General features: G+C 72.7%; 19 protein-coding genes. 15 read left to right on the top strand and 4 right to left on the bottom strand.

What is annotated here, in order from left to right; translation table 11 throughout:
- A partial coding sequence (locus I59_RS15840; protein WP_031274109.1) for an NADP-dependent isocitrate dehydrogenase occupies nucleotides 1-715 on the top strand: 715 nt, incomplete at its 5' end.
- A gap of 228 nt (nucleotides 716-943) precedes the next feature.
- Here I59_RS15840 and I59_RS15835 read toward each other — a convergent pair.
- Complete coding sequence (locus I59_RS15835) at nucleotides 944-1,399, bottom strand: DUF3817 domain-containing protein (RefSeq protein ID WP_022904706.1); 456 nt, start codon at nucleotides 1,397-1,399, stop codon at nucleotides 944-946.
- A gap of 89 nt (nucleotides 1,400-1,488) precedes the next feature.
- On the opposite strand from I59_RS15835, the gene I59_RS15830 reads away from it, so the two are divergent.
- From I59_RS15830 to I59_RS15820, 3 genes are read left to right on the top strand one after another with little or no spacing between them, the layout of a single operon-like run.
- Nucleotides 1,489-2,613: a Gfo/Idh/MocA family protein gene (locus I59_RS15830; RefSeq protein ID WP_022904705.1), complete on the top strand. Its 1,125-nt coding sequence runs from the start codon at nucleotides 1,489-1,491 to the stop codon at nucleotides 2,611-2,613.
- Entirely contained in the window at nucleotides 2,610-3,377 is a 768-nt protein-coding gene (locus tag I59_RS15825; RefSeq protein ID WP_022904704.1) for a ThuA domain-containing protein, read from the top strand. Before I59_RS15830 ends, I59_RS15825 begins: the two co-directional genes overlap by 4 nt.
- Nucleotides 3,374-4,558: a GAF domain-containing protein gene (locus I59_RS15820; RefSeq protein ID WP_022904703.1), complete on the top strand. Its 1,185-nt coding sequence runs from the start codon at nucleotides 3,374-3,376 to the stop codon at nucleotides 4,556-4,558. Before I59_RS15825 ends, I59_RS15820 begins: the two co-directional genes overlap by 4 nt.
- Before the next feature lie 120 nt (nucleotides 4,559-4,678).
- Here the strand turns inward: I59_RS15820 and I59_RS15815 are convergent, their stop codons facing one another.
- Nucleotides 4,679-5,122: a hypothetical protein gene (locus I59_RS15815; RefSeq protein ID WP_022904702.1), complete on the bottom strand. Its 444-nt coding sequence runs from the start codon at nucleotides 5,120-5,122 to the stop codon at nucleotides 4,679-4,681.
- Nucleotides 5,123-5,221: 99 nt separating this feature from the next.
- On the opposite strand from I59_RS15815, the gene I59_RS15810 reads away from it, so the two are divergent.
- The 8 genes from I59_RS15810 to I59_RS15775 all read left to right on the top strand — a co-directional run bounded on the left by I59_RS15810 (nucleotide 5,222) and on the right by I59_RS15775 (nucleotide 12,188).
- The gene (locus I59_RS15810) at nucleotides 5,222-5,965 is read left to right on the top strand and encodes a ScbR family autoregulator-binding transcription factor (RefSeq protein WP_022904701.1); all 744 of its coding nucleotides are present in this window, start codon (nucleotides 5,222-5,224) and stop codon (nucleotides 5,963-5,965) included.
- A gap of 89 nt (nucleotides 5,966-6,054) precedes the next feature.
- Nucleotides 6,055-6,930, top strand: coding sequence for an aminoglycoside phosphotransferase family protein (locus I59_RS15805; protein ID WP_022904700.1), 876 nt, complete (start codon nucleotides 6,055-6,057; stop codon nucleotides 6,928-6,930).
- Nucleotides 6,931-7,005: 75 nt separating this feature from the next.
- The gene (locus tag I59_RS15800; RefSeq protein WP_022904699.1) at nucleotides 7,006-7,617 is read left to right on the top strand and encodes a hypothetical protein; all 612 of its coding nucleotides are present in this window, start codon (nucleotides 7,006-7,008) and stop codon (nucleotides 7,615-7,617) included.
- The gene (locus I59_RS15795) at nucleotides 7,614-8,276 is read left to right on the top strand and encodes a DinB family protein (protein ID WP_022904698.1); all 663 of its coding nucleotides are present in this window, start codon (nucleotides 7,614-7,616) and stop codon (nucleotides 8,274-8,276) included. The genes I59_RS15800 and I59_RS15795 overlap by 4 nt, the downstream gene beginning before the upstream one ends.
- 206 nt (nucleotides 8,277-8,482) lie before the next feature.
- Complete coding sequence (locus tag I59_RS15790) at nucleotides 8,483-9,130, top strand: ABC transporter permease (protein WP_022904697.1); 648 nt, start codon at nucleotides 8,483-8,485, stop codon at nucleotides 9,128-9,130.
- Nucleotides 9,131-9,224: 94 nt separating this feature from the next.
- Nucleotides 9,225-10,439 (top strand): ABC transporter ATP-binding protein, encoded by a 1,215-nt coding sequence (locus I59_RS15785; RefSeq protein ID WP_042726828.1) that lies wholly within the window; start codon nucleotides 9,225-9,227, stop codon nucleotides 10,437-10,439.
- Entirely contained in the window at nucleotides 10,432-11,196 is a 765-nt protein-coding gene (locus tag I59_RS15780) for an ABC transporter permease (RefSeq protein WP_022904695.1), read from the top strand. Before I59_RS15785 ends, I59_RS15780 begins: the two co-directional genes overlap by 8 nt.
- Nucleotides 11,193-12,188, top strand: coding sequence for a glycine betaine ABC transporter substrate-binding protein (locus tag I59_RS15775; RefSeq protein ID WP_022904694.1), 996 nt, complete (start codon nucleotides 11,193-11,195; stop codon nucleotides 12,186-12,188). Before I59_RS15780 ends, I59_RS15775 begins: the two co-directional genes overlap by 4 nt.
- 57 nt (nucleotides 12,189-12,245) lie before the next feature.
- Here the strand turns inward: I59_RS15775 and I59_RS22380 are convergent, their stop codons facing one another.
- A complete protein-coding gene (locus I59_RS22380) occupies nucleotides 12,246-12,860 on the bottom strand; it encodes a TetR/AcrR family transcriptional regulator (protein ID WP_222835028.1) in 615 nt (204 codons plus the stop codon).
- Nucleotides 12,861-12,917: 57 nt separating this feature from the next.
- On the opposite strand from I59_RS22380, the gene I59_RS22375 reads away from it, so the two are divergent.
- Nucleotides 12,918-13,445: a GNAT family N-acetyltransferase gene (locus tag I59_RS22375; protein WP_022904692.1), complete on the top strand. Its 528-nt coding sequence runs from the start codon at nucleotides 12,918-12,920 to the stop codon at nucleotides 13,443-13,445.
- Between the two features lie 172 nt (nucleotides 13,446-13,617).
- On the opposite strand, the gene I59_RS15760 is transcribed toward I59_RS22375, so the two are convergent.
- Nucleotides 13,618-13,893: a hypothetical protein gene (locus I59_RS15760; protein ID WP_022904691.1), complete on the bottom strand. Its 276-nt coding sequence runs from the start codon at nucleotides 13,891-13,893 to the stop codon at nucleotides 13,618-13,620.
- Nucleotides 13,894-13,997: 104 nt separating this feature from the next.
- Between I59_RS15760 and I59_RS15755 the strand changes: the two genes are divergently transcribed.
- Together I59_RS15755 and I59_RS15750 are read left to right on the top strand one after the other, a co-directional pair.
- Nucleotides 13,998-14,669, top strand: coding sequence for a hypothetical protein (locus I59_RS15755; RefSeq protein WP_022904690.1), 672 nt, complete (start codon nucleotides 13,998-14,000; stop codon nucleotides 14,667-14,669).
- A gap of 90 nt (nucleotides 14,670-14,759) precedes the next feature.
- On the top strand, nucleotides 14,760-15,066 hold a 307-nt coding region (locus I59_RS15750; RefSeq protein ID WP_031274098.1), incomplete at its 3' end, for an NAD(P)/FAD-dependent oxidoreductase.

The following is a 15,066-nucleotide window of genomic DNA, read 5'->3' as shown; positions in this document are numbered from 1 at the left end:
GCACGTCCTCGCCGAGCACGACACCGACGGGCTGCAGATCGAGATCGAGTCGCCCGAGGACGCCATGGCCTTCTCGCTCGAGCGCATCCGCCGTGGCGAGGACACCATCTCGGTCACCGGCAACGTGCTCCGCGACTACCTCACGGACCTGTTCCCCATCATGGAGCTCGGCACCTCGGCGAAGATGCTCTCCGTGGTCCCGCTCCTCGGCGGCGGCGGCCTGTTCGAGACCGGTGCGGGCGGCTCGGCCCCGAAGCACGTGCAGCAGCTCGTCGCGGAGAACTACCTGCGGTGGGACTCCCTCGGCGAGTTCCTCGCCCTGGCGGTGTCGTTCGAGCACCTCGGGGGCGTGACGGGCAACCAGCGCGCGAAGATCCTCGGCGAGACGCTCGACCGCGCCACCGGGACCTTCCTCGACGAGAACAAGTCCCCGGGCCGCAAGCTCGGCTCGATCGACAACCGCGGCAGTCACTACTACCTCGCGAAGTACTGGGCCGAGGAGCTCGCGTCGCAGACCGAGGACGCGGAGCTCGCGGCGGCGTTCGCGGACGTCGCCGCGTCGCTCGGATCGCACGAGCAGGTCATCGTCGAGGAGCTGAACGGTGTGCAGGGGCACCCGGCGGACATCGGCGGGTACTACCGTCCGGACGACGCCAAGACCGGCGCGGTGATGCGCCCGTCCGGCACGCTGAACGGGATCCTGGCCGCGCTGTAGGCGCGACCCCCTGACGGACGGGAGCNTCNNNGCGNCGNGNNNGGNGGCGNNGGGCCGCGCGGNCCGGCCGCCGGCGACCGCCTGCCGCGGGNGAGCGGGGCGCCGGGCCCGGCCGGCCCGACTCGCCGGCTCTGCCCGGCCCGCCCGACCCGCCCGGCCCGCCCGACCGGCCCGGCCCGTGCACCCGACCCCTCCGACCGGACGGGGAGGGACCGAGGCTGCTCCGCGTCATCTCCGCGTCGGCACGGGCGGGCCGACCACGAGCAGCCCGGAGAACACGAGCGCGACCGCCACGACGCCGATCGCGATCGAGAGCACCGGCCGCCGCACCACGAAGAACAACAGGCGGTCCCAGAAGCCCGCGCGGCCCTCGGCCGAACGGCGCCATCCGCCGTCGAGCATCCCGCGCCGTGCGACCGCGACCTCGAACGGCACCGTGGCGTAGGGCACGACGGCACTCGCCCACCCGAGCACGAGCGCGCCGACCGACCACCGCTGGTTGACCGCGACCACCGTCGTCACGACGAGGTACGCCAGGAACACGAAGCCGTGCACGCCGCCGCCGATCCGGACGCCCCAGTCGCCGGCGTCGAGGGCGTACTTCAGCACCATCCCGGCGATGAGGAGGGTCCAGGTCACGAGCTCGGCGACCGCGGCGGCGCGGAACAGGGATCGGGGCGTCATGCCGACATGGTGACGCACCGTTCCCGACAGAACCCCGACACGCCGCCGGTCGTATCGATTCGACCCGCGCTCCGACTAGCGTTGACCGCATGTCGACGACGACACCAACGGACACCACACCACCCCCGCGCGTCGGGGTGATCGGCCTCGGCTTCGCCGGCACCACGCACCTCGACGCCTACACCGCGCTGCCCGGGGTCGAGGTCATCGCCCTCGCCGGCCAGGAGACCGACCGGCTGCACGAGCTCGCCGACTCCCGAGGCGTACCGAACCGGTACGCGGACTGGCAGGACCTCGTCGCCCGCGACGACCTCGACATCGTGTCGATCGGCGTCCCGAACGCCCTGCACCACCCGATCGCGGTGGCGGCGCTCGAGTCCGGCAAGCACGTCTTCTGCGAGAAGCCGCTCGCCACGACGGGCGACCAGGCGCAGGAGATGGTCGACGCCGCCGTGCGGAACGACCGCGTGCTCGAGGTCGCGTACAACCACCGCCGACGCGCCGACGTGCAGTTCCTCAGCGACCACCTCGCGCAGCGCGACGCCGACGGCAACGGCCCGCTCGGGCACGTCTACCACGCACGTGCGAGCTGGCTGCGACGAGCCGGGATCCCCGGCATCCGGAGCTGGTTCGCGAACAAGGAGACCGCGGGCGGCGGTCCGCTCATCGACCTCGGCTCGCACGTGCTCGACATCGCCCTGCACCTGCTCGGGGAACCGCGCGTCGTGACCGCGAGCGCCGTGGCCTACGACGAGCTCGGCAGCGCCGGTCGGGGCGGGAGCGACCGCGACCCGGTGTCCGCCGCCACCGGGCGCCCGTTCGACGTCGAGGACTTCGCGAACGCACTGCTCCGGTTCGAGGACGGATCGAGCCTGCAGCTCCAGGCGAGCTGGGCCAGCTACTCGAAGGACGTCGAGGACATCGAGGTCGAGCTGCTCGGTTCGATCGGTGGTGCCCGCCTGTTCGTCCGTGACTACGCCACCGAGGGCACCGTGACGCTGTACTCCGACGAGCAGGGCGTGCCGACGGTCACCCGGCCGGGTGTGCGCGTCCCCGCCGGACACCACCAGCGCGTCATCGAGGAGTTCCTCACCGCGGTCCGCTCCGGTGACCACGCGGGGCACCACGGAGAGTTCGCACTGCACCGCAGCCGTGTCGTCGACGCGATCTACGCGTCCGCTGCTGCGGGTCGAGAGATGGAGGTCGTCGCATGAGCGAGGTCGCACCCAGGATCGTCGTCTGGAACGAGAACGTGCACGAGAGCCGCGGCGACGCGACGGTCATCGGGCACTACCCGGACGGCATGCACGCCGTGATCGCGGCGGCGCTACACGAACTCCTGCCCGGCGCCGAGGTCGGCACCGCGACCCTGCAGGAGCCCGAGCACGGCCTGACCGCGGAACGCCTGGCGCAGACGGACGTGCTGTTCTGGTGGGGGCACGCCGCCCACGACGAGGTCGCCGACGAGGTCGTGGAGCGCGTGGTCGACGCCGTGCACGCGGGCATGGGCCTCGTGGTGCTGCACTCCGGTCACTACTCGAAGCCGTTCAAGCGCCTGATGGGCACGACGTGCTCGCTCAAGTGGCGCAACGACGGGCAGGACCGTGAACTCGTCTGGACGATCGCCCCGGACCACCCGATCGCGCAGGGCGTCCCGCACCCGATCGTCATCGACCAGCAGGAGATGTACGGCGAGTTCTTCGACATCCCGCGCGCCGACGAGGAGGTCTTCCTCTCGACCTTCACGGGCGGCGAGGTCTTCCGTTCCGGTGTCGCGTACCGCCGGGGCCTCGGGCGGGTGTTCTACTTCTCGCCCGGCGACCAGGAGTACCCGGTGTACCACCACCCGGACGTGCAACGGGTCCTCGCGAACGCCGCGCAGTGGGCGGCGCCGGTGTCCGAACGCCGTGAGCTGACCGCTGACCCCCACCCTCGGGGATGGTTCACCACGGACGGTGCGGGTACACAGGGGGTGTGACCCAGCACGACCCCGCGCACCTCGACCCCGCGCACCTCGACCCCGCGCACCTCGACCCCGCAGCCCGGCGCTCCGCCGTCGTCGAGGCGCTCGGGGTGCTCGGCAGCGGCCCCGAGGAGCGGTTCGACCGGATCACCCGGATGGCGCAGGAGGCCTTCGGGGTCCCGCTGACCTTCCTCAACCTCGTGCACCAGGACGTCGTGACCACGCAGTCGACCTTCGGCTGGCAGCAGGGCACGAGCGTCCCGGCCGAGGAGCAGTTCTGCGCGACGACGGTCCTGACGCCGGAGCCGATGGTCATCGCGGACACGACGCTCGACCCGCGCTTCGCCACGACGGCCGCGGTCGCCGAGCACGGGGTCCGCTTCTACGCGGGCGCCCCGCTCACGATGCTCGACGGCACCCGGGTCGGCACGCTCTGCATCATGGACGCCCAGCCGCGCACGTTCAGCCCCGAGGACGTCGCCCTGCTGCAGGACCTCGCGCACTGGGCGGAGCGCGAGCTCGGCCAGGCCGTCGACCGACGTCGTGTCCGTCGGGTCCTGGACGGCCTGGCTCCCGAGCCCCCCGTCGCGCCCGGCGTCGTCGTCGAGTCGGTCGTCGTGCAGCCGGACACCGGGGGTGGCGACGTGGTCGACCACCGGACGGCCGCTGACGGCGCGGTGCACCTGACGGTCGGCACCGTGTCCGCCGGCCGCGCCTCAGCGCTGCTCGCCTCCACCGTCCGCGGCGCCGTGGCGGCACGGACGGACCAGCCGCTCGACGCGGCGGTGGCCGGCCTGGAGGCGCAACTCGCCCCCGATCTGTCGGTCGCCGGCGCGGTCGCCACGCTCGCACACGCGCGGCTCGACCCCGGGTCGGGTCGCGTCGACCTCGTCGACCTCGGGCACGGTCTGGCGGCCGTGGTGCGGGACGACGGCCGGGTCGAGGAGCTCCGGTCCCCCGGCCTCCCGGTCGCGCTGCAGCCCTCCGGCTCCTCCCGCCGTCCGGTGACCGCGGAGCTCGCGGCCGGGGACGTCCTCGTGCTGTGCTCGGACGGGGCCGTCGCGCTCGCGGGAGTCGAGGACCTGGCACACCTCGCCCGGGTCGTCGCGGCCGAGGGCGTCGGGGCCGTGCGCGACCTGCTGCCCGACGACGACCCCACGGCCGCGGTCGCCGTCACCACGGCACGACGGACCTGAGCCGCCGCGCACCGGCCGCATCCCGCCGCCCCGGGAAGGCGCCGGCCGAGTCGGCGCGGGTCAGGTCCGCACGGGTCAGGGCCGCACGGGTCAGGGCCGCACGGGTCAGCGTCGCATGGGTCAGCGCCCGCCGCGGCGGTCGGTCGCGCCGGCCGGTCCGGTGAGCGACACGACGAGGAGCGTGGCGAGCATGCCGACACCCGCGAGCTCGATGCCGAGCCCCAGCAGCATCCAGTACGCGCTGCCGACGACCTGGGGCTGCGTGACGGCGTCCGGCCACCAGGAGTCGATGAGGGGGAAGGTGCTCGGGAACGGGTCGAGTCCGAACACCACGAGGCCCCCGAGCAGCAGGGCGATCCCGACTCCCGCCATCGCGGCCCGCGAACGCCGGAGCATCCGGGCGACCAGGGCGGCGGCGACCGCGGCGAGTCCGACGACGGCGACGAGGAACGCCGTCACGACGACGGCCTGCGGCGCCAGCGCGAACCAGTCGAGGACGGCCACGGGCAGCAGCAGCCACGAGCCCGTCCGGGCCAGGAGCGCCGGGTTCGTCCACGCCTGCATGCCGACGACGCTAGGGCACCCGCGCTGGACGGCGCCCGGAGGTCCGCTGTGACCCGGCCGGACAGCCCCGGATCGGTAGCATCGCCTCGGAGGTCGTGCATGGCAGAGGACGGACGCTCCCGGCAGCGGCGCGCCGTCGCGACCCGGGCGGCCATCATCGAGGGTGCCGCGAAGGAGTTCGACGAGCGCGGCTACTTCGGCGCCTCGATGGACGGGGTCGCCGAGCGAGCCGGCGTGACCAAGGGGGCGCTCTACTTCCACTTCACGTCGAAGGCCGACCTCGCCGCCGCGGTGGTCGCCCGGCAGCACGAGGTGTCCCGTGCCTACGCCGAGGTCGCGCACGCCCGCGGCCGCACCCCGCTCGAGTCGATGATGTGGATGTCGCAGGGCCTCGCGGTCCAGATGACCACGGAGACGGTCGTCAGCGCGGGCATCCGGCTCTCCACCGAACCCGCGGGCAACGGCATCGACCGGCAGGACCCGTACACCGACTGGATGCGGATCACGGCAGACCTCTTCCGCGAGGCCATCGCGGTGGGCGAGGTCGACGCCCGCTGGGACCCGGCGCTCATCGGGCGCGTGGTGAGCCCGGCGTACACCGGTGTGCAGACGGTCTCGGACGTCCTCGCCGGTCGGAGCGACCTGTTCGAGCGACTCCGCGAGCTCTGGACGGTGCTCCTCGCCGCCTTCGTGACCGAGTGCACGCGGCCCGAGATCCCCCGCCTGGTCGCGATCATCGCCCCGGACGCAGCGATCGCCCCGGACGCAGCGGTCGTCGCGGACCCCGACGAACCCGACGGTGACGCGGGTCCCCCCAGGGCCACCCACGTCACCTCGGGATGAGGATACCAACCGGTACGTTCTCGCTCAGGCCCCCGTTCACGGGGACCGAACGGCGTGGCACCGGGGATCGGCGGGGGTAGCCTCGTCCGGTGCCGACCCCCGCCGCCGAGGTGCACGTCGACGTCCCGCTCGTCCGGACGCTGCTCCGTGCCCAGCACCCCGACCTCGCCGCGCTGCCGCTCGAGGTCGCCGCGAACGGCTGGGACAACGTGCTCGTGCGGCTCGGGGACGACCTCGCCGTCCGACTCCCCCGACGGGCCGCGGCAGCCCGGCTCATCGAGCACGAGCAACGATGGCTGCCGGAGATCGCACGTCGCGTCGCGCCGGTGGTCCCCGTCCCCGCCCCGGTCCGCACGGGCGAGCCGGGGCCGGGCTACCCGTGGTCCTGGAGCATCGTCCCCTGGCTCCCCGGCACGGCAGCGGGCACCCGGCCAGGTGGACCCCGGGTCGGCGAGGCGCTCGCCGCCTTCCTCGGACTCCTGCACGCGCCCGCCCCCGCGGACGCGCCCGTGAACCCGGTCCGGGCCGTCCCGCTCGCGGACCGGTCGGAGGCGGTGCTCCACCGGCTCGCGACCTCGGACGTGCCGCGGGCCCGCGAACTCGCTGCTGCCTGGCGGACGGCCGCCGACCTGCCGACGTCCACCGAGCCTCCCGTCTGGGTGCACGGCGACCTGCACCCCTTCAACCTGCTCGTCGAGCCCGGCCCCGACGGTGACCGCCTGTCGGCGGTCGTCGACTTCGGCGACGTGACCGCCGGCGACCGGGCCGTGGACCTCGCGACCGCCTGGTTGACGCTCGACCGGGAGGCCCGCTGCGGCTTCCGGACAGCCCTGGCCGTCGACGACGTGACCTGGGGACGCGCCCGCGGCTGGGCCGTCGCGATCGCGTCCGCCCTGCACCAGACCTCCGACCCGGCGTTCCGCGTAGTCGGCCGTCGTGCGATCGACGCGTTGCTCGACGACTGAGGGCTGTTGCGCTGCCCGCACCCGGAGTTACCCTGACCCCCACACATCCGTGCACGTGAAGATCGGAGGGGCCTGATGACCCTCGAGTTCCGCGTCCAGCACGACGTCGCCACCGACGCCTCCCCCGTCCCCAGCCCACCCGCACGCCGAGGACTCCGCGGCCTGCTCGACCGCTACGCCGAACACCGCGCAGTCGTCCGGACCCGCCGGGCCGAGGCCCGCATCGAGGAACTGCGCGACCTCGAACAGCTCCTCTCCGGCGCCCGGGACGTCATCGAACGGGGCTGGATCCAGCACGCCTGGTTCGCCTACCTCGACGACCACGGGCGCATGCGCAAGGCCTCGAGTGCGTCCGCCGTCGGCGTGCAGGGTCGCCCGCTCGTGGGCGCCTGCCTCGTCGGCTCGGTCGTCTACGCCGCCGGTGGTCCCGCCGCGGTGCACTCGCAGCGGGTCCAGCGCGCCCTCGACCTCGTCTGGAACGCGCTCGCCGTCGAGGAGGGCTCGCCGGTCCTGTGGTGCCCGGCCCCGGACGTCCGGATGGCGCGGGTCCGCGACCTGACGAGTTGGAACGACCAGGCCGCCCGCACCGCCGCGGACGTCTCGGGCCTGCTCCTCACCGCCGAGCGCGTGGCCGTCCAGGAGTCCGCGCGCGTGCAGGAGCGCAGCACGGCACGATCGAGGGCATGAACGACGACGTCCCCGACACCGTCCCCGAGGTCCGCCCCGCGGCCCCGGGGACGGCCGTCGCCGACCGCGCGGTGACCGGCTCCGAGAAGGAGACCCTGCACCGGTACCTCCGCAAGCACCGGGCCGCCCTGCTCGCCAAGGTCGAGGGACTCGCCGAGCGCCAGGCACGGTGGCCGCTCACCCCGACGGGCACGAACCTCCTCGGGCTGGTGAAGCACGTCGCCGGGGTCCAGGCCGGCTACTTCGGCGAGGTGTTCGGCCGTCCGCTGCCGGACGCGCCGGCCTGGCTGGAATCGTGGGAGGGCGACGACATGTTCGCCGGTCCGGACGAGACCATGGCCGACGTCATCGCGTTCCACCACCGGAGCGCTGCCCACGCGGACGCGACGATCGAGGCACTCGACATCGACGCCCGCGGCACCGTGCCGTGGTGGCCCGAGGACCGCCGGTCGGTATCGCTCCACCAGGTGCTCGTGCACATGGGGTACGAGGTCGCGCGGCACGCGGGGCACGCCGACATCGTCCGCGAGATGCTCGACGGCACCGCGGGTGACGGCGACGGCAACCTCGCCGAGAAGACCCCGGCTGAGTGGGTCGCGTGGCGCGAACACCTGGTCGAGGTCGCCGAACGGGCAGGACTGCGCGACCTGAGCGCATAGCCGACCACTGCTCGGTATCGTTACCGATCTCCCAGGGTCGGTCGGGATCACACGGCCTGACCTGGGGTTTTCGTTACGCGTCGGGCGCTGGATACGCCCGTACCGAACATTTGCAGATGTACAAGAAGCGATGTGCTGCGTAGCTTGGTCGGCGTTCGTGCCCCATCCGGTGGGTACTTCGGCCGACCAGGGAGGAGCGCCCACCCGTGTTCCAGTACGTCGTGGAGCGATGGGACCAGATCTGGTTCTCCTCGTGGCAGCACTTCTCACTGGTGGTCCAGTGCGTCGTCCTCGCCACCGTCATCGCCGTGGTGCTCGCCGCACTCGTCTACCGCATCCCCGGCCTCCGTGCCGCCGCGAACGAGGTGTCGACCGTCGGGTTGACGCTGCCCTCGTTCGCCGTCATCGGCCTGCTGCTCGTGCCGCTCGGCTTCGGCGTCGTGCCGTCCGTCGTCACGGTCACGTTCTTCGCGGCACTGCCGATCCTGCGCAACGCGGTCGTCGGGCTGGGGGAGATCCCCGACACCGTCGTCGAGTCCGCCCGGGGCATCGGCATGGGCCGGTTCCGGACACTCGTGCAGGTCGAGCTGCCGATGGCGTGGCCGATCATCCTCATCGGCGTGCGGGTGTCGGCGCAGATGGTGATGGGCGTCGCCGCGGTGGCCGCGTACGCGCTCGGCCCCGGCCTCGGCGGCTTCATCTTCTCCGGCCTCTCCCGTCTCGGCGGCGCGAACGCCCTGAACTCCGTGGTCGTGGGCACCGTGGGCGTGGTCCTGCTCGCCCTGGTCCTCGACCTCCTGCTCCTCGGCCTCGGCCGCCTGACCATCTCGCGAGGAATCCGTGTCCAGCACTGAACGCACCAGCACCGACAAGGCCGGCACCGCCCAGCACGGCACCGGCACCGGCCAGCACGGCGCCACCGTCGACCCGGCCGTCACCGGCCGCGGCATCCTGCTCGACGAGGTCACGAAGCGCTACCCGGGCCAGGCGAAGCCCGCGGTCGACGGCATCACGCTCGAGATCCCGGCAGGCAAGGTCGTCATGCTCGTCGGCCCGTCGGGCTGCGGCAAGACCACCACGCTCAAGATGATCAACCGCCTGATCGAGCCCACCGAGGGACGCATCGTCGTCGGTGAGGACGACGTCACGAACATCGACGGCGACGAACTGCGCCGCCGCATGGGCTACGTGATCCAGGCCGGGGGACTCTTCCCGCACATGACGGTCGCGGCGAACATCGCGATCGTGCCGAAGATGCTCGGCTGGTCCAAGGAGAAGATCGCCGCGCGCGTCGACGAGCTGCTCGACCTCGTCTCGCTCGACCCCGACACCTACCGCGACCGCTACCCGCGTGAGCTGTCGGGCGGCCAGCAGCAGCGCGTCGGCGTGGCCCGGGCGCTCGCCGCCGACCCGCCCGTCCTGCTGATGGACGAGCCGTTCGGCGCGGTCGACCCGATCACCCGGCAGCGGCTGCAGGACGAGCTCCTCCGCATCCAGGAGGAGCTGCACAAGACGATCGTCATCGTCACGCACGACTTCGACGAGGCCGTGAAGCTCGGCGACTGGATCGTCGTGTTCTCCGAGGGCGCCCACATCGTGCAGTACGACACCCCGGAGCGCATCCTCGCCGAGCCCGCGAACGAGTTCGTGGAGAACTTCATCGGCTCGGGCGCCGGCCTCAAGCAGCTCACGCTGAACCGGGTGCGCGACGTCGAGGTCGAGTCGGCCGTGACCTGCTCGCCCGGAGAAGAGGCGAAGGCCGTCCTGCAGCGGATGCGCGAGGCCGGCGGTCACGGGCACGCGGTGGTCGTGGACCGTCGCCAGCGGCCGATCGGCTGGCCGACCCGACGCCAGCTCGAGCGGCTCGAGCGGATCCCCGAGGGCATCGACCCCGACCTGCCCGTGGTGGGCGAGGCCGCGACCCTGAACGACGCGCTCGACACCATGCTCGTGTCGAGCGCCGGTGCCGCCATCGTCACCGGCCGCCGGGACGCGTTCCGCGGGGTCATCACCGTCGAGACCGTGATGGACGCCATCACGAAGTCGCGCGCCGCCGCGGCCGAGGAGCAGGCGTACACGCCGGTCGGCACGAACACGAACCCGATCGAGACGCTGCCGTCCGCGCCGGCACCGGCCGCCGACACGGAGCGTGCCGATGACTGACGTCGTCGCAGCCGGCACCGACCGTCCCACGCGTCGCACGTGGCGCGGGCTCGTCGTGCAGCCGGTCGTCATCCTCCTGGTCCTCGTGGCGTTCGTCGTCTGGCTGAACACCGCGGACCTCACGCCGACCGAGCGGACCACGCTCAACCCGGCGGACATCCTCGCCCTGACCGGGCAGCACCTGTACCTGACGCTCGCGTCGACGGTCATCGTGCTCGTCATCGGCATCCCCCTCGGCGTGCTCCTGACCCGCGGGCCGTTCCGCCGGGCGAGCGGTGCGATCCTCGCCGTCGCGAACGTGGGGCAGGCAGCCCCGGCCGTCGGCCTCGTGGTGCTGCTCGCGGCGTGGCTCGGCTTCAACTCCTGGGCGGCGATCGTCGCCCTCGTCCTCTACGCGATCCTGCCCGTGCTCCGGAACACGATCATCGGCATCGAGAGCGTCGACCAGCGGCTCGTCGAGGCGGGTCGGGGCATGGGCATGAGCGCCGCGTCCGTCCTGTTCAAGGTCGAACTGCCGCTCGCGGTCCCGGTGATGCTCGCCGGCATCCGCACCGCCCTCGTGCTGCTCGTCGGCTCCGCGGCCCTCGCCACCTTCATCGGCGCCGGCGGCCTCGGACTGCTCATCACGACCGGCGTGAACCTCTTCCTGCCGAAGGTGCTCGTGTCCGGGGCGCTCCTCATCGCCCTCCTCGCGCTGTCCATCGACTGGGTGGGCCGGATCGTCGAGACCGTCGCACGACCGAAGGGACTCCGATGAAGCGCCGCTCCGTCGCCGCCGCCGTCCTCGCGGGGGCATCCGCCCTCGCCCTCACCGGCTGCGGTCTCCAACCCGCCGCGTCGTTCGTGCCCGCCGCCGGGCCCGGCACGATCGAGCGCATCGACGACCTGCCCGAGGGCGCCCACATCACGGTGACGTCGAAGAACTTCACCGAGCAGCTCGTGCTCGGGAAGATCGCGGTGCTCGCCGCGAAGGCCGCCGGGTTCGACGTCACGGACGAGACGAACGTGCCGGGCAGTGTCGCCGTCCGCCAGCTCATGACCGGGCACCAGGCCGACATGACCTACGAGTACACCGGCACCGCGTGGCTGACGTACATGGGACACGAGGCCGGGATCCCGGACAAGCAGGAGCAGTACGAGGCCGTCCGGAAGGAGGACGCCGGCAACGGACTGACCTGGCTGCCGCCCGCTCCGATGAACAACACGTACGCGTTCGCGGTGCGCGAGGAGGCCGTGGAGGAACTCGGCGGGATCACGAAGCTCTCGCAGATCGCCGACCTGCCCGCCGACCAGCGGACGTTCTGCGTCGAGTCGGAGTTCAACTCGCGTGCCGACGGCTTCAAGCCGATGCTCAAGAAGTACGACCTGCAGGTCGGCGGCTCCGGGGAGTCCGCGATCCCGGCCGGGAACGTCGACATCCTCGACACCGGCACGGTCTACACCGCCACCGACCGCGGCAAGTGCAACTTCGGCGAGGTCTTCACGACCGACGGCCGCATCAAGTCGCTCGGCCTGCAGGTGCTCGAGGACGACCGCGGGTTCTTCCCGGCGTACAACGTCGCGCCCGTGCTCTCCACGGAGACGCTCGAGGAGTACCCGCAGCTCGAGGACGTCTACGACCAGATCTCCCCGAAGCTCACCGACGCGGTCCTGCAGGAGCTCAACCGTCAGGTGGACGTCGAGGGCCGCGAGCCCGCGGACGTCGCCTTCGACTGGATGACGAAGGAAGGGTTCATCAGCAAGGGCTGACGCGACCAGGAGACGGACTGGAGGCACGGTGTCAGCTGGCACCGTGCCTCCAGTCCGTCAGCCGGTCGCGATCCGCGACGCCGTGTCGCGGATCAGGGCGACCATCCGTCCCCGCACCTCGTCCGGGGCGGTGTCCGCGTCGCGTGCGGCGGTGCGGAGTGCCGTCATGCACATGCCGAGCAGCATCTCCGCAGCCTGCAGGGTCGCGGCCTCCGGACCCCACGCCGGATCGCGTTCCAGCACGGTGCGGACCGCACCGACCATGGCCTCGGACACCGAGGTCATCCGGTTGACCTGCCGACGGATCAGCTGCGGGAACCGCACGACGAGCTCCTTGCGGGCCGTCCGCTCGGCCTCGTCCGCGAAGGTCTCCCCGAACACCAGGAACGCGAGGTCGACGACCGCCTGCGCCGCCGGTTCGCCGTCGACCGTCTCGAGGTGCGCGGCCAGTGCCTCCGGGGAGAGGTCGAGCTCGGTGTGCCCGAGGACGGCGTCCTCCTTCGAGTCGAAGTAGTTGAAGAACGTGCGGGGCGAGACGTCCGCCCGCGCGGCGATCTGCTCGATCGTGGTGTGGTCGATCTCGTGCTCGAGCGCCAACGACCGGGCCGACTCGGCGATGCGTCGTCGCGTCTCGATGCGCTTCCGGTCGCGCAGACCCATGGTCTCGGGCATGCCTCGACTGTAACCGCCCGTGGACGCCGCGGCGATGACGTGCATATCGTCGGGTCCGTGGCGGCGTTCGGACGGGACCTCGGGGACGGGTGCACGCTGACGCTGCGCGACCTGACCACCGTCGAGCCGCTGCACGGCCTCGTCGTCGCCAACCTCGACCGGCTCCGGGCCGCGGAGCCGTGGGCGTGGCAGGACCAGAGCGTCGAGACGATCGCCATGCACACCGAGCACCTGCTCGGGCAGTACGCGATGGACCGCTCGCTGCCGTGCGTCATCCGGTCGGACGACCGTGTCGTGGGGGCCGCGTCGCTCGCCTTCGACCCGTACCTCGGGCAGGCGTCGCTCGGCTGGTGGATCGACGCCGGCCTGGAGGGACGGGGGATCGTCCGACGGGCGGCCACCGTGCTCATCGGGGTCGCCCGGGCGCGCGGGTGTGCGCGGGTCGAGATCCGGACGGCGGTCGACAACGCGCGGAGCCGCGGCCTCGCCGAGCGGCTCGGCTTCGTGCACGAGGGGACCCTGCGGAGCGCGATGCCCCTCGGGCCGCGGCGGGTCGACGTGGCGGTGTACGGGCTCGTGCTCTGACGGCGGCCGGGCGCGCGGCGGCGTGGTGCGCTTCGCGTCCGCACAACCGAAGTCACAGCGAACCGCGGTTCTCCGCGGTTCCGAGTGCTTTTGGTTGTGCGGCGTGCAGCGCCGACCGCCGACCGCCGAGCGCCGAGCGCCGAGCGCCGAGCGCCGAGCGCCGAGCGTGGTGTCAGCGGCCGGTGGTCGCCCCGTGCCAGACGGCGAACGACCCACCGATGACGAGCAGCGCGCCGACGAAGATCCACACCGCGAGCGCGACGAGGTTGAGCAGGATGCCCCACCCCGCCCGTCCCCGCGCCATCGGTTCGCGCGACCGTGAGGCGATGCCGAGGCACAGCCCGACGACGGGTGCGAAGAACGTCCAGCCCGCGAGGAGCGAGCAGATGCCGAGGACGAGGCTGGCCGTCCCGAGGCCGGTCCGAGGAGCAGTCGGGTACGTGGTCATGGCTCCGACACTACGGACGCCGTGGTGGCGCGTCGTCCGTCCGGGTGCTGATCCCGGGTCCGCCCGGCGGTTGACGGTCACCGGACGCCGGTATCGTCGTGGGCATGGCCCTGTTCGGACGACGCAGCAAGAACGACGTGCGCGACCGACCCGTCAGCCAGGTCGAGCTGAAGCGTGCCGTCGACGAGGGCTTCCTCATCGCGAAGGCCGCGATCGTCGTGGCGGTGGCGAACCGCATCATCACGAACGCCCTGCGCGACCAGGGGTACTTCGACCACGCGCTCATCGCCGACGCCGCCCGGCAGGAACTCCACCGGATGGCCGAGGAGCAGCGCGGCGACGCCGCCCGGATGCGGGAGATCCGCGCCACGTCGAGCAAGCAGAAGGGCCGTTCGCGGCACCAGCACGACTACCGGCGCGGCGACGACCTGAAGCTCCGCACGCGCGAGGCCACGTACGAGCAGCTCGCGGACCTGCTCGACCGGCGCCGGGACGACCAGAAGTTCGTCGACGGCATCGTGCTGCAGGCCCGCGCCCGCGCCTGGGACGACATCGGCACCACCGTCGTCGGGCGGCTCGGGTGGGCGCAGCGCCCGGCGGACGACTACGAGGTCGGCCGTGACGAGCGCCTGCAGCAGCTGCTCGACGAGGACTTCGCCACCCTGCTCGCCGAGCACCCCGTGGGTTCGACCGCACCGGACGCCGACGAGCCCGACGACGCCGACGGCGACGAGGACGGGTCCGACCCGGCGGACGCCGACACCGCGCGCACCTGAGCGGGGCGCGACACCACGGCCCGCCCGGCATCCGCGCCTGACGACCAGCCCTGAACCCCTCCGCACCTCGCGGTCCCTAGGCTCGGACCCATGGTGGATGCGGTGGTGGTCGGAGCCGGACCGAACGGACTCGCGGCAGCGGTGACCCTGGCACGCGCCGGGCTCCGCGTCGAGGTCGTCGAGCGGAACGACACGATCGGCGGGGGAGCCCGCACCGCCGAGCTCACCCTGCCCGGCTTCCTGCACGACGTCTGCTCCGCGGTGCACCCGATGGCGCTGCAGTCGGAGTTCTTCCGGGCGTTCCGGCTCGAGGACCGCATCGAGCTGCGCCTCCCGGAGGTGCAGTACGGGCACCCGCTCGACGGCGGCCGCGCGGGCATCGCCCACCGCGACCTCG

The organism is Curtobacterium sp. B8 (genome assembly GCF_000333315.1).
GTDB lineage: Bacteria > Actinomycetota > Actinomycetes > Actinomycetales > Microbacteriaceae > Curtobacterium > Curtobacterium luteum.
Note: the sequence above shows the minus strand (reverse complement) of the source record. Positions and strands in the feature narration are given on the sequence as shown.